The sequence below is a fragment of the Alkaliphilus hydrothermalis genome (assembly GCF_016908555.1).
In the GTDB taxonomy this organism is placed as follows: domain Bacteria; phylum Bacillota; class Clostridia; order Peptostreptococcales; family Natronincolaceae; genus Alkaliphilus; species Alkaliphilus hydrothermalis.
In genome coordinates this window covers 75,291-89,709 of sequence record NZ_JAFBEE010000006.1, presented here as the reverse complement: position 1 = coordinate 89,709, position 14,419 = coordinate 75,291, and the positions used below count along the sequence as shown (strand labels likewise).

Below are 14,419 nucleotides of genomic sequence, written 5' to 3'. Positions count from 1 at the left end.
AAATTTTAAATATATTTACTTTTAAATATATTTATTATATAATAAATATTTTATACGTTTAAGGCTTATATTTGAAAGATACACATATTTTTTTAGTAAAATACACAAGATACATCTTAGAATGACTTTAGGAGGAGTCTTATGTATATTGTCTATTATGGTGTCAATAACTCCATAGTGGTTTCTGTGGCTGCTGCTATTCATTTAGCCAATTTTTCAGTGGAAGCTCCACAGAAGGAGTACTCAAAAAACCTTCACCAATTTTTTAGTAAAAACCAAGAGGCATTGGGAAGACTTTTATATGTTGGTAATGATCAAGAGGACAATAAAGTTTTTGTATTAAACGTTGCAAATTCTGAAACAATTCTATTGCCAGCCCTACAATCAGTCTTTGATATTCTTCAAGTACCCAACCAAAAGCTTTACTTAGCCGATACCACCTCCGTAGATAATATATCTATATATCTAGGTATGTTCCTGTACAAATATAATCTCCTACCTTCTACAGCTATCTATTTATTATTTAAGGGAATCATGAAGGAAAAAGATAAATTCCATAAAATTGTTAGTACAGCTAAAATATTTTCGAAGAAAAAGTAAAGCTAGACCAAATGGTCTAGCTTTTTTGTGGTTAAAATTTTAAATAAAGGGGCCTATTCCAGGGTTACCTATTCCTGGGTTACCTACTCCTGGAAAGCCTCCTCCTGGAAAGCCTCCTCCTGGAAATCCTGGAGTATCAGGATATCCAACACCAGGATATTGATAGTCATTATAATATCTTCTTCTACGGCCTAATAGCTCTCTTATGAATAGAATTGTAATAATATCCCTCAAAAATCCTCTTTGCTGACTAGTTGCTTCCCCCATCTCCATTGCATAAACTTGATTGATCATTTCTTCTAACATTGTAGGGTCAACATAAGGATACATTCTTGGATTGGTAGGTACGTCCATATGTCTACACATCTCTTGTACTTGAGGATATATTCTTCTATAGCAGGCTGGATACATATCCATCAATCTTCGACGATCTTCGTACATATCTAGATACATGTTTGGCACTCCATACATTCCTTGGCCCCCTTGATACGGATAAGGACATGGATAGTGACTTGGGTTATAATATGGATAATGTTTCATTATTTTCCCTCCTCCCTTCATTTTCTTATATCCTATGTTTTAAATGAATTTATGCAACTATCTTTTATTCATTTATTTTAAATTTTTGCCATATTATTCTATAATGGAAATCTTCATTACTATTATCAAAAGGAAGGTGGGGGAATATGATCACTTTTTTGCAAAATCTACTATATAACTTCTTCATATCTTTGGGGGTTATTCTTGGGGGATGTGTTTTTGGAGGAATCGCAGCAACCTTTAGTGGCCATCCACCTCTAAAATCAATGCTGGATTTGTGTGATAAGATTAAACTCTGGGCAGTAATAGTGGCACTGGGGGGAACCCTTCCTTCTTTTAAAATATTAGAGGTGGGGGTCTTTAACGGTGATATTAGGGGGCTTTTAAAACAAGTATTTTATATTTTAAGTGCTTTATCAGGGGCCCAGATGGGCTATCGCATTATCTACTATTTAGGAGGCGTCAATAAGCTATGAAAAAATGGCCCCAATTATTATCAGTCTTTACTCTAGGATTATTCCTTGGCTTGGCAATCATGGCCCTCTATCAAATGCAAACCCTTGACCGTCTCTATGGTATCCAGAGTCAATTGACCACCGAACTTTTGGATAAGGAAATTAAACTAGAAAGATTGAATGAAAATATTAAGAAGCAAAGTCTAATTATCGTAAAAGACTTAGATATCCTTGTAAATTATAATGGTAATCCGCTGGTAAAAGATGAAATTAAAAAAAACATACAATTTTACTTGTCCGATTTAGTTGGTCGTGATTTAGACTCAATCGATGGTGTCATGATTCACAAAATACTTCAACAACGAATCATAGGTATAGAAGATAAGCATTTTAAGTTGTTGGTGGATTATATTATTATCAGTCAAAAAATTTCAGTATCAGTCTCAGCCAAATTATTGGAGTAATTCATCAATACCGTAATAAAGCTTATTTTTAACCCATATATTATATCAAGCTAATAAAAAAGTATAGAGGGGTGAAATAATGCGTATCTTTGTTTTTAGAAAAAGGGATTTGTATATAACCATTGGCGTAGTGATTGCTCTAATTATTGGTTTAATTATTTTAGGTCAATTATCTGAGGAACGTCCCGTCAGCAGTAATAGTCAGCTCAAGTATAACTATCAAAAACTTCTCCCTGAAGAGGCCAATATATTTATACAAAATAACCCCCAAATTGTCATTCTTGATGTTCGATCTCAGCAGGATTACAACCAAGGACACATAAGTAACGCACAGTTTGTTCCTTACAAGGATTTAAAGGCTCAAATGGCAACCCTTAGTCCTGATGATACTTACTTAATCTACTGTGATAATGGTAAAGAGAGTTTAAAAGCATCTAAACTCATGGCAGAGTCTGGATTTCCAAGGGTCTTTGCCCTTATCGGTGGTTACCAAAAATGGCCCTATGAAATTAAAAAAGTTCATTAAATAATCATTAAGCCTTTAAGAAATGTATAGCAAATAAACCGTTCCTAAGTAAAAGGTTAAGATAAATACCGAATCCCAGCCTATTGATAAGATTGTACGTTTCGAGCGATAGAAGAGTCCAATAACAGCCATAGAGCTCAGTAGGATTCCTGCCATAGCAGTAATGGCATGATTTATTTCAATAACACTGAAAATGGAGCCTTTGAAGTAGACTGCATCAGTTGCGGTAATGATTAACATATTGAATATGTTGCTACCCAACACACTGCCTACTGCCATATCATAGGCTCCTATTTTTATGGCAAACATAGAAGCTACTAATTCTGGCAATGATGTAGTGGCAGCAATTAGTAAGGTCCCAACAAAGGTTTGGCCCAGTCCTGTGTCTATAGCAATCTGGTCACCTGTTTTAGTCAAATTTATTCCTGCCCAAATAATAACTAAAGAGGCTAGTATAAAACCCACAATGGCTCTTCTTAGACTAACGTTCCCTTTTTTAACCTGTTTTTCTGATATCATTCCCTTTATATACAACTCCTCCTTTACTTCTTCTTTTAACTCCCTTTGGCTTTTATTTTCATATCTTACAATGATGATGGAGGCAAAAACATATATTGTAAAAATAATAATACTTGTGACACTAATCCATCCGATTACTTTGTCTATTCCCGAGACTTGGGCTACTAAAAGCCCGATGGCACCGACTGCAGATAACAAAATACCAAACATGGCTGCCAATATATGATTTGATTTTACATGTACTAAAAATCTCCCCTGTTGATGAAATATGTCTACTAAAGCTAATATCATTAAATTAAATATATTGCTCCCATAAACGTTTCCAATAGCAATATCAGGTGCATCCATCAAAGCTGATGATACACTGGTTACAAGCTCAGGAAGAGATGTAGCAGCTGCTATCAATATACCTCCTACTATTGAATGACCCAAAGGAGTTGCCTCAGCAATGATGTCCCCATACTTAGACAACTTCGTCCCAGCCATGATTACAACAAATGCACTCAATAAAAACAATAGATAAGTTTCAATCATTAGATCATCCCCTTTATGTTTTTTCACCTATTATCTTTTGCTAACATGGTGATATTTATAGCTTAGGACTTTAATTTCTTTTGAGTTGTGTAATCATCTTTTCATAGAAAGAGAGCCTTTTTTAAAAGGCCCTCCCTTATCCTATATATAGTCACTAGATTGTTGTTGATTTAAAGGGTTTCGCGACCCCGCCTGTTGTTGGATCAATGTGCAGTAGCCAGTACCCTTGAGTTCTATCATCTACATGACCTCTTCTACAGGATTTCCAATAATCGAAGCCCGTTTTACCGCCATAAGGCTGTTCAGACTTAGTTTTTCTACCTGGTATACCATAAACATAATATTTAACTTCCTTATTTGCATCATATACAATACCAAATAAGTAATGTTGATATTGATAGACTTGTCGTTGACAGTCTGTCGGATATTGATAGGGATAATACTGGGTTGGGTATTTAGCTCCATCAATATAACCTATGAATGGCATGTGGGCTCGATACATTGTCTGCTGATTGTAATAAATATGCCACCATTGATAGTTCTCAATAGGCTCCTCAAAAGGATTAACCTTTGGGAACATCTTTACAGTAGTTTCAATATATCCTTGTAGAGACTTCAATACACTTTGGGCGCCATAGGGATTTTCCATAGCCCTTTGGTGCTTTGGCTCTTTAGCTGCTTGTGGTCTTATAAAAGGTTGATTTTCTTGTACTGGTTTAGATGTCTCATTTACTGTTTGAGGGTCTCTTACTTGTTGTGTTTCTTTAACAATTGGTGTTTCTTTAACAGTTGTTTTTTCTTTTACAATTGTTTCTTCTTTAATCATTGGTTTTTCTACTATTTTATTTTCTTCTTTTGGCTTATTTTCTTCTCTAACTGGTTTTTCCACCTTTGGCTGTAGGTTTGATGGAGGATTTTGTTCCTTTTTAGGAATTATGTCAGGTATTGGCTTTGGTATCGGCTGACTCTTTTCTAGCTTAGGCTTTTTGGAAAAGCTATTGGAGGTTGTGTCACCAAAGAATCTTTGTGCTAGAATCTCTCTCCAATCAAACTTCTCTTTGTCTATGTAACCCACTAATGGTGCTACGATTGTTTTATTATCGCCTATGGATTCTACCAACATAGTTAATAGGTTAAAATCATCAATAGCCTCCTTGGTGGCTTTGACATTTTCACCATTAAACTCCCATGTAATTTCTCCTTTACCGTTCTCATCCACCTCCATAGGGCCGATATCTATGACAGTAGGTTCTTCTTTATTGGTATTTACTAAATACCAACGATATCTCATGCGCTTTTCAGATAAATCCTTTAGATTTTGACAATGTAATACCATTTTCCCTTTGTCATTACTTACTTCCACCTTCGCATGACCCTTTGGTTTCTGATTATTGGATACTTCAAATCCGTTGTCTTCATTTTCCATTATAATAAAATATCTCCTGTATCGTCTTTTCATGTTTTCCCCCCTAACTTAATCATGATCTATCTCCAGAAAAAATGCTTCTGTATAATTATATGTATTAAGTCTCAAATTGTTTACAGATTGTTTTCCATTGCTTGGAGTAACCTATAAAATAATTGTTAAACTTCTAGAACAAAGTCTTCCTTTAGGAGGTTTAAATGATGACTTATGTTGAAACTCATTTACGAAAAAGTTCTCTTTTACATTTATTTAATGTAGAACTTTCCTACAAAAAAAGGGCCTCCCCATAAGGAGAAAGACCCTGTTAAATAGTACTATATTCGTCTTACAAAACCATTTGCTATACTGGCAAATTCATCGAGAGAAAGAGTTTCTCCTCTTCTCTTTTCATCAACATTGCTTTCTTTAAGCACTTCCCTCACCATATCCTTGTTGAACTGTAGATCCCCACTGCTTAAGGCATTTAGCAGGGTTTTTCTACGCTTCCCAAAGGCATCCTTGACCACCTTAAAGAAGATATCTTCCCGTTCTACTTTTACCTTTGGTTCCTTTAAAACATTTAATTTAATAACGCTGGAATCCACCTTAGGTTGAGGTATAAATACCGTTGGAGGTACTATCGTAATGATCTCAGTTGTACAGTAATATTGAACTGCCACCGACAAGGCTCCGTAGTCTTTATTTCCTGGCTTGGCATTCATACGATCTGCCACTTCCTTTTGAATCATTATAATTATTGATTCTACTGGCACCTTTTCCTCTAAAAACTTCATAATGATGGGGGTTGTAATGTAATAGGGTAAATTACCTATTACCTTGATATCTCCTCCGTCGAATTCATCTTTTAATAACTGATGCAAATCCAATTTTAAGATATCTTCATTAATAACCTTAATATTTTCATAACCCTGAAGTGTATCCTCTAATATAGGAATCAGCTTTTTATCAATTTCAACCGCCACTACTTTTTTTGCAGCCTCCGACAATCCTTGAGTCAAACTCCCTGCTCCAGGGCCTACTTCAATCACATTAGTATCTTTAGTAATCCCTGCACCTCTTATAATCTTCTCAATTATATTGTAGTCAACTAAAAAGTTTTGTCCTAAACTCTTTGAAAAATGAAAACCATATTTTGATACCATTTCTTTCGTGTTTTTTGGTGTAGCTATTTTATTCATTCAACATCCCTACTTTTTAAAGTTTTTATCGCTTCTTCGAATTCTTCCCTTGTTACTCCATAATTATTTAGACGATTTAGTAGTTGCTTTGCATTGCCATAACCAATTCCAAGGATTTTTCCCAGTTGGTCTCTAGCCTCTGAAGCCCCCGCATCTCCTATTAATCCGTTAATCACTAAATCCCTTTGGGTAAACTCTGTTCTTCTGTCTACCGATTCACATCTAACTTTTTCTAATGCAGCCCGTATACTCTCGGGAGAAGCATTCTCAATACCGATATCTCCGTTTTTTGTGGCCTGTTCCTTTGGTAGGAAGGCATGTTTACAACCAGCAACTTGAGCTGCAATGGTCTTTCTTATTTTATCTCCTGCAAAGTCTGGGTCCGTAAAGATAATAACCCCTCTTTTTTTAGCTGCCGTTTCGATCCTTTTTATAACTGATGGAGGTAAAGCAAATCCTCCTGTAGTAATCATTTCTGCATCGACAGCCTTTCTAATGGCCGCTACATCGTCTTTTCCTTCAACTACTATTATTTCCTTAATCATTGGACCTCCTTATGTATCTTGCTTTATAAATCATTCTATAGTTATTATTTGAGTATAAGGTATATCGGAAGGAACTCCTATTAAGCCATAAGTGGATTGACTAGTTCCTTTATAGTATACCATGTTTTACCTTTATTAATAACAACAAATACCACTGATTGATTATGGACATGAAAAAGTCCAGCCAACACAACGTATATAAAGATACGTTAGGCTGCTGGACCAAATATTTATTAATTGTCTAGTACATATACTCTTACGTTCCTTCTTCCATAGCGTAGGGCATCGCTACGACTTTCAAAATATAGGTCAATTCGATTTCCCTTAATTGCGCCCCCGGTATCCTCAGCGCTGGCATATCCATAGCTTTTAGTACCATCTAAAGACTCCACATACAGCTTTGTGCCTAAAGGAATAACCTTCGGGTCTACCGCCACTACCCCCGGTCTTACCTTAGTCCCACTTCTAGTGATTCCATAGTAAGGATCTCCAGGTCTTTTACCAGTACTTTCAAATCCAGCATCATATGCAGATGCCTGCATTGTAATTACTTTCTTGTAACGGGCTACTTCCCCTCTGGAGGTAACTAAGTATTTCATTGTTCCTTTTTCAATCACTTCATCCACAGCTTGTTCATGTACCTTCTCTTCAACTACTTCCCTAGATACCTCAATACCATCTTCATAGGTTAACCTTAGCTTAACCTCCTTCAAGCCTCTTTTCCCCTCTTGAACTACCTTAGTTTTACCTTGTTCAAGATCATCATTGTACTTGGTAATGGATTGATAAGGAATCTCTTGTTCCTCTACTAGGAACTCCTCCTCTACCCTTGTGATTAATACCAATTCACCCTTTTTTAAAGGAGTGTCTAGAGCAGGCTCAACTTGATCTAAACTCTTCACTTCGATGTTTAGTGATTTCAGAAGCTCTCCAACAGTAGCCTCTGCCGTTTTAATCACCTTTTCTTCTCCACCATCCACCAGTTGTATTTCAAAGGCTCTATGGATCGTGATTCGTTCACCATCAGTGATTGGGTCCTGTAATTGAGGAATAATTTTATCCTCTGCTGCAATTTCAATTCCTTGTTTTCTTAGTATAGATTCAACTGTATTTGAAAACGTCTTAACTTCAATTTCTTGGCCATCATATGCAATTACGATGGTCTTTTGTAATGACATAAAGGTTACTCCTACTGCTATTACTAACGCCAGTAGGGTAATCGTAGCAACTAAGATTTTTTTATCAAAAAATCTTTTATTGCTGAGGTCACTTTTCATTTTATTTCCTCCTGTTCTCCTAATAACTAATCTAACAACCTGATTTCGTTAAAAGACTTTTCATTTATTAGAGCTAATTTTTTCTAATAAACATTTTTGAGCTTGAGCCTAGTTGGAATTTTGCTTCATTTTTATTATTTTATCCTATTTTGAAAATTTGTCAACCTTTTTAGTATTAATTGGCATTTTCATCGGTTGACCTTATGATTATTTACACATATTAGAAAATATATTCATTATTCCCCTGGATTGTAAGTATAATTTCCCATTGTCAATTTCCCGGGAAATATAATAATTACTGTCATAAAATGTATATATTATTTTTTAATTACATTGTTTTAAAACTGTTGGAATAGCCTTTATTAAATGCTATCATCAAATAAAATACAACTATACAATAGGAGGAATGTCATGAAGCTAAAAAAAACACTATCGATTACCCTTTCTATATTATTAGTCTACTCAATCATCACAGTTGCCTATGGAAATGGATGGATTCCCGAGATAAAAATTTTTAATAATCAAGAGGAGCTCACCTTTGATGTGCCACCCCAGCTTATTGGCAATCGCGTACTTGTCCCCATCGGATCCGTCCTCAGAAGTTTGGGAGCTGAGGTTTCTTGGGATAGTCTTTCTAGAAAAGTTACTGCCATTAAGGATAATTCAATTATCATCATCCCAATTAATAGCTCCACCGCCTACAAAAACAACACCAGTGTTACACTGGATGTACCGGCAAAAATTATTGATGGCCGTACCTTTGTCCCTATCCGATTCCTTTCAGAGAATTTAGGGGCAAATGTCCACTGGGATCAAAAAAATAAATCTATTTTTATATCTGAAGAGGAATCAAAATCCAGTCTCACCTTCTCCATTAAAGGAATCTCCCTAGGCTCAAGCCTTGAGACAGTCACGAAAATCTTAGGAAGCCCTAAACGTATAGACCCCAGTGAGTATAGCTTTAAATGGCATATATACCATAATCATTATAAGGATTATCTACAATTGGGAATAAAGAATAATAAGGTTGTTGCCATCTATAGTAATCACCCCATATGGGAGAATGAAACTAATATTAATGTAGCCTCCAGCAAGTCTACTTTAATATCTTCGTTAAATAGAAAACCCCTAGACCGTATTTTAAAGGGAAATGTCTATTATCTTTATCCCACTTTTAAAAATGGTGAAGAATATCAAGTCTACCAATTAAGTAATGCTTATCTAACTGTTTTTTATGATCTTCACAAAAATAGTCAAGTGTCGGCCCTGCAAATCATTGATAAAAGTGTGGAAGAGGAATATCACCGTCCTTTAAATACTTCTGCAGAGCTTAGGAAAGCCTACTCAAGACAGGTGTTTGACCTTGCCAATGCCCTTCGAGTAAGGGAAGGATTGTCTCCTTTTGAATGGTGTGACCTTGCTTCCTTAAGTTCTGAAAAACATAGCAGAGATATGGCAGAAAGCAATTACTTTAATCACGTAAGTTTAAAAGATGAAAGTCCCTTTGATCGTATGAAACAAGAGGGAATCACCTATCGTTCAGCAGGGGAAAATATTGCTGCAGGTCAACAGAATGCTATTTTTGCCCATGAAGGCTGGATGAATTCCTTCACTGGTCATCGGGAAGCCATTGTAGGTAATTATCGTAGACTTGGGGTAGGAGTTTGGTTTGGTACTGGATCTTCTCGATTCAATAACTATTTTACACAAAATTTTTATACACCTTAATATCAAAACAGACCTAGTTATTTAGTTGCTAGGTCTCCTTGTTTATAAATTATTAACGTTTTCCCATCTAATTTCTAAATAACCCTCTGGTAGTAGTACCCTACGTATCTACTTGAGTTATATTAATAAAGTTAAAGCTTTGTAAAGGATTAGCTTTTTAATCTTTGTCCTTATTGTTAGAACATCATTAACAACAGGCTTAATTCATAGAAACAGATAGACTGTCCCACATAAATAGCCCAGCAATCACATCACTGGGCTATCTTTTTTTATATAAAATCAACAATTTCTATTTGGGCATTTTGAGGAATATTTAAATCAATCAGCTCCCCCTCCCCCTGAAGCTTCACCACAGGACGATAGATGTTTTGCTTTGCTACATACACAATTTCAGCAATTCTTCCATCATTTAGTTTTATTTTCTGCCCGATGAAGCAGTTTCCTATCCTATTTAGGAATACGTACATAATCTTCAGATCTAGCTTATCCCTGTATTCAGTCTCCAAAATTTTGATGGCTTCAAAAGGCGATTTTTTATTTCGATAGGGCCTCTGGGAAGTAAGGGCGTTGTACACATCAGCAATTGCCACAATCTTCGCCAATAGTGGTATTTTGTCCCCCTTTAATCTTAAAGGATAACCACTACCGTCAATCCTTTCATGATGAAGTAGCACCGCTTGTTTGATATCATTATTGATAAAATCATAGCTCTTAATCATTTCATAGCTATATACCGTATGATTATGGCACTCCAGCAGCTCATCATCAGTAAGCCTTTGCTTCTTGTTGAGGATATCACTGGACACCTTCATCTTTCCAACATCAATTAGCATAGCACTCAGCACCAGTGACTGTATTAATTCATCCTTCAAATCTAACCACTTTCCAATTGAATGACTAATTACCATAACATTTTGACTGTGGGCATAGGTGATATCATCTAAATCCTTCATTTTCTCCAACAGCTGAAATACATTTATACTTCCTTGAAAACTCTCTAAGGTTTTATTAATATTGCTTTTAATCTCATCCTTGCTAACACTGCCACCCTTTAGAATCATCTCAAAGCCTTTTTGAACACTGTCTTGAGTATCTTTAAATCTTTGCCTAAAGGAAGCTATTTCTTCCTGTATTTTTAGTTCAATGAGTTTCTCTTCTATTTTCGTATAGTCGCCATTTTCTTCCATCTTGTCATAGTCTAGTTCTTCAACTACTTCATCTTCTTTTACAACAACTTTGACTCTAGCTATATTATGGTGCTCTAATAGGTTTTTAATCTTTTCTACATTTGCAATTTCAGTCTTGGCAGGAATCAATACATTTCCAAATTGATTGATAACATCATCATATAATCTCATCCCCTGAACCAGTGCATCTATGGCAATTTCCTTATACTCTCTTTTTAGAATGTCATCCATTAATATTCACTCCCTCTGGCTTGCTTCTCCATAGTCTTTATATGCTTATCGGCATAATTAGACTAAATTTTTAGTCAATATTAAGAAGAAGGTCAAATAATCTTTTTTGTAAAAATGTAAAACAAAACAGCAACCCACAGTATATTAGACATGCTAGGGTGCTGTTTTGTACTTAAAACTTCAATTATTTAATCCCAAACAATCTCTTGGCATTTTCAGTTGTCTTCCTCGCCACTTCCTCAAAAGAAATTCCCTTTGTATCAGCAATTGCCTCAGCTACGTATCGTACATAGGCAGGTTCATTTCTTTTCCCACGATAGGGGGTAGGTGTTAAATAAGGACTATCAGTTTCAACTAGGAGCCACTCTAGAGGTATTTCTTTAGCTACTTCGTGGGTCTTCTTTGCATTTTTAAAAGTCAAAGGACCCGCCAGAGAGATATATACCCCCCTCTTAATATACTCCCTTGCCAGCTCTACACTGCCGGAATAGCAGTGCATCACACAACCAATATCACCAGCCTTATAATGATTAAGTATATCAAAACACTCTTGATTAGCTTCACGATCATGAATAATCATTGGTAGTTTGACTTCCCTAGCCAATTCAATCTGTCTTTTAAACCATTTTCTTTGGTCTTCCTTTGGAGAATGATTATAATGATAATCTAATCCGATTTCTCCAATGGCAACCACCTTCTTTTTATTGGATAGAGCCTTCAAAACCTCTATTGTATCCTCATCAATATCCTTTACATCATGGGGATGAATTCCAACGGCTGCATAAATCATTTCATACTTCTCCGCTAGGTTAACTGCTTTAACAGAGGTTGATAGATCCGCTCCAGCATTTAGAATATATAGGATACCATCCTCTTTAGCCGACTTTATAATCGACTCTCGATCTACATCAAATCTAGAATCATCTAGATGTGCGTGGCTATCAAATAACATCTATACTCCTCCTAACTAATTGGGGTTCCACTGTCCATGTCCCCATCAAGGGTTCCCAATACTAGTTTTTCATCATTTGAAGCAGCTAAAATCATCCCTTGCGATTCTACACCCCGTAATTTAACAGGTTTTAAATTGGCCACTAAGATTACTGTCTTCCCCACCATATCATCTGGAGAATAATGGGCTGCGATGCCTGATACCACCTGTCGTACTTCATCTCCCAATTGTACCTGTAGAACAAGTAGCCTATCTGCCTTTGGATGCTTATCTGCCTTGATCACCTTTACTGCTCTTAAATCAAGCTTACTAAAATCATCTATGGTAATTTCTTCTTTTATTAGAGCCACTGGCTTTACCTTCTTTTCTTCCACTTCTTTTGGTTGGTTCTTTTCTAGCTCTTCTTTAATTTCTTCTAATTTCTTAGCTGCATCAATCCGATTGAAAATAATTTCTGGCTTTTCTAGCTTTGTTCCAACTATTGTTCCATTGAACTCCGCAAGGGATTCCCAACTATTTTCAGAGGTATTAAGTTGCTTTAACATTTCCTCCGCCGTTTGAGGTAGGAATGGATGAAGCAATACTGCCGAAACTCTGATGGATTCCAATAGATTGTATAAAACAGTAGCTAATCGATCTTTTTGCTCTGGGTCTTTCCCCAATATCCAAGGGGTTGTTTCGTCAATGTATTTATTGCTTCTCCTCAGTAGCGTAAAGATTTCGCTAATGGCATCCGATACCTTTAGTTGATCCATTTTAGCCACTACCTTTTTAGGGGTTTCTAATGCCAGCTTAATTAGTTCATCATCTAAAGGATCCTTGTGGATAGGTGCTTCTACCACACCATCAAAATATTTATTAACCATTGTAATGGTTCTGTTTACAAGGTTCCCCAATACATTTACTAAATCAGAATTAACCCGCTCAATTACCAGTTCCCATGTGATGGTTCCATCTTGTGCAAATGGCATTTCGTGCAGGGAATAGTATCTAACTCCATCAACTCCAAAGTGGCGAGCTAAATCATCGGCATAGATGGTATTTCCTTTTGATTTACTCATTTTTCCATCTCCACCAGGCAACATCCAAGGATGACCAAAAATTTGCTTTGGCAGTGGTATATCTAGTGCCATTAATATGATTGGCCAATATAGTGTATGGAATCTCAGAATGTCTTTACCGATCAAGTGGAGGTCTGCTGGCCAATAGTGGTTATATTTTTCTCCATGGTTTCCGTCTACATCATAGCCGATTCCCGTAATATAGTTGGATAAAGCATCGATCCATACATAGATAACATGCTTTTCATCAAAAGTTACTGGAATCCCCCATTTAAAGGAGGTTCTGGATACACATAGGTCTTGAAGTCCTGGCTTTAGGAAGTTATTAATCATTTCATTTTTTCTAGACTCCGGCTGAATAAACTCAGGATTTTCTTCAATATGCTTCATCAATCTATCTTGATATTTGCTTAATTTAAGGAAATATGCCTCTTCCTTAGCCTCCACCACTGGTCTACCACAGTCGGGACAGTTACCATCCACCAGTTGGGATTCTGTCCAGAAGGATTCACATGGAGTACAATATTTTCCTTCATAGTGTCCCTTGTAGATATCTCCTTGGTCATATAATTTCTTAAATATCTTTTGTACCTGCTTTTCATGGTCTTCATCTGTGGTTCTAATGAATTTGTCGTACTTTGTATTCATTAAGTCGAAGATGGATTTAATTTCACCTGCTACTTCATCAACGAATTCCTTTGGAGTCTTTCCTGCTTCTCTGGCTTTGGTTTCGATTTTCTCTCCATGCTCATCGGTTCCTGTCATAAAGAACACATCATAGCCCTGTTGTCTTTTAAATCTTGCTATTGCATCAGCTAGAATCACCTCATATGTATTCCCAATATGGGGCTTTCCAGATGTGTAGGCAATGGCGGTTGTAATATAATACTTTTCTTTACTCATTTTTCATCCTCCTTATCCTGTATATCAATTTTACAAAACAAAAAACCCCGCCCCTAAATATAGGGACGAGGATTAGCTCGCGTTACCACCCTAGTTCATCATCGTCTTCCAACAATAAACTCTGTAAGTGAAGTTCCTTCACTTTGCTTTATTAACGGAAGCAACTCCGTTATGACCTAAGGCAACCACCCTCAGCCATAAAGTTCAGGGGCCATCTTCAGAAAATTTCAACAGTACCGGCTTTCACCTATCCCGGCTCTCTTTTCACTATCTCCATTTACTTACTCTTCCCA

The 14,419-nt window shown here is 36.3% G+C and carries 14 protein-coding genes and 1 other annotated feature (1 of these 15 running past the window's edge); of the genes, 5 read left to right on the top strand and 9 right to left on the bottom strand.

Annotated features, from left to right (window positions below; all coding sequences use genetic code 11):
* The first annotated feature begins 141 nt into the window (after nt 1–141).
* On the top strand, nt 142–600 hold the full coding sequence (locus tag JOC73_RS06320; protein WP_204401287.1) for a DUF3189 family protein: 459 nt from the start codon (nt 142–144) through the stop codon (nt 598–600).
* 39 nt (nt 601–639) lie between these two features.
* Here the strand turns inward: JOC73_RS06320 and JOC73_RS06315 are convergent, their stop codons facing one another.
* Nucleotides 640–1,140 carry a hypothetical protein gene (locus tag JOC73_RS06315; protein WP_204401285.1) on the bottom strand — a complete coding sequence of 167 codons (501 nt, stop codon included), beginning with the start codon at nt 1,138–1,140 and terminating at the stop codon, nt 640–642.
* A 146-nt stretch (nt 1,141–1,286) separates the two neighbouring features.
* Here JOC73_RS06315 and JOC73_RS06310 point away from each other — a divergent pair, with 146 nt between their 5' ends.
* The 3 genes from JOC73_RS06310 to JOC73_RS06300 all read left to right on the top strand — a co-directional run bounded on the left by JOC73_RS06310 (nt 1,287) and on the right by JOC73_RS06300 (nt 2,585).
* On the top strand, nt 1,287–1,616 hold the full coding sequence (locus JOC73_RS06310; RefSeq protein WP_204401283.1) for a YtrH family sporulation protein: 330 nt from the start codon (nt 1,287–1,289) through the stop codon (nt 1,614–1,616).
* The gene (locus tag JOC73_RS06305) at nt 1,613–2,059 is read left to right on the top strand and encodes a hypothetical protein (RefSeq protein ID WP_204401281.1); all 447 of its coding nucleotides are present in this window, start codon (nt 1,613–1,615) and stop codon (nt 2,057–2,059) included. Before JOC73_RS06310 ends, JOC73_RS06305 begins: the two co-directional genes overlap by 4 nt.
* Nucleotides 2,060–2,138: 79 nt before the next feature.
* Nucleotides 2,139–2,585 carry a rhodanese-like domain-containing protein gene (locus tag JOC73_RS06300; protein ID WP_204401279.1) on the top strand — a complete coding sequence of 149 codons (447 nt, stop codon included), beginning with the start codon at nt 2,139–2,141 and terminating at the stop codon, nt 2,583–2,585.
* A gap of 15 nt (nt 2,586–2,600) precedes the next feature.
* Here JOC73_RS06300 and JOC73_RS06295 read toward each other — a convergent pair whose 3' ends face one another.
* From JOC73_RS06295 to JOC73_RS06275, 5 genes are all read right to left on the bottom strand, one after another.
* Nucleotides 2,601–3,638, bottom strand: coding sequence for a sodium:calcium antiporter (locus tag JOC73_RS06295; RefSeq protein WP_204401277.1), 1,038 nt, complete (start codon nt 3,636–3,638; stop codon nt 2,601–2,603).
* Between the two features lie 154 nt (nt 3,639–3,792).
* Complete coding sequence (locus JOC73_RS06290) at nt 3,793–5,097, bottom strand: hypothetical protein (RefSeq protein WP_204401275.1); 1,305 nt, start codon at nt 5,095–5,097, stop codon at nt 3,793–3,795.
* A 281-nt stretch (nt 5,098–5,378) separates the two neighbouring features.
* Nucleotides 5,379–6,242: a 16S rRNA (adenine(1518)-N(6)/adenine(1519)-N(6))-dimethyltransferase RsmA gene (rsmA, locus tag JOC73_RS06285; RefSeq protein WP_204401273.1), complete on the bottom strand. Its 864-nt coding sequence runs from the start codon at nt 6,240–6,242 to the stop codon at nt 5,379–5,381.
* A complete protein-coding gene (gene rnmV / locus JOC73_RS06280; protein WP_204401271.1) occupies nt 6,239–6,787 on the bottom strand; it encodes a ribonuclease M5 in 549 nt (182 codons plus the stop codon). The genes rsmA and rnmV overlap by 4 nt, the downstream gene beginning before the upstream one ends.
* A gap of 233 nt (nt 6,788–7,020) precedes the next feature.
* Nucleotides 7,021–8,064, bottom strand: coding sequence for a ubiquitin-like domain-containing protein (locus JOC73_RS06275; protein WP_204401268.1), 1,044 nt, complete (start codon nt 8,062–8,064; stop codon nt 7,021–7,023).
* Nucleotides 8,065–8,475: 411 nt separating this feature from the next.
* Between JOC73_RS06275 and JOC73_RS06270 the strand changes: the two genes are divergently transcribed.
* Complete coding sequence (locus tag JOC73_RS06270) at nt 8,476–9,792, top strand: stalk domain-containing protein (protein ID WP_204401266.1); 1,317 nt, start codon at nt 8,476–8,478, stop codon at nt 9,790–9,792.
* A gap of 269 nt (nt 9,793–10,061) precedes the next feature.
* On the opposite strand, the gene JOC73_RS06265 is transcribed toward JOC73_RS06270, so the two are convergent.
* From JOC73_RS06265 to metG, 3 genes are all read right to left on the bottom strand, one after another.
* Complete coding sequence (locus JOC73_RS06265) at nt 10,062–11,210, bottom strand: HD-GYP domain-containing protein (protein WP_204401264.1); 1,149 nt, start codon at nt 11,208–11,210, stop codon at nt 10,062–10,064.
* A 184-nt stretch (nt 11,211–11,394) separates the two neighbouring features.
* Nucleotides 11,395–12,162 (bottom strand): TatD family hydrolase, encoded by a 768-nt coding sequence (locus tag JOC73_RS06260; RefSeq protein WP_204401262.1) that lies wholly within the window; start codon nt 12,160–12,162, stop codon nt 11,395–11,397.
* 11 nt (nt 12,163–12,173) lie between these two features.
* A complete protein-coding gene (metG, locus tag JOC73_RS06255; RefSeq protein WP_204401260.1) occupies nt 12,174–14,126 on the bottom strand; it encodes a methionine--tRNA ligase in 1,953 nt (650 codons plus the stop codon).
* Between the two features lie 58 nt (nt 14,127–14,184).
* Nucleotides 14,185–14,419 (bottom strand) — a binding site (T-box leader); it runs 13 nt beyond the window's last position.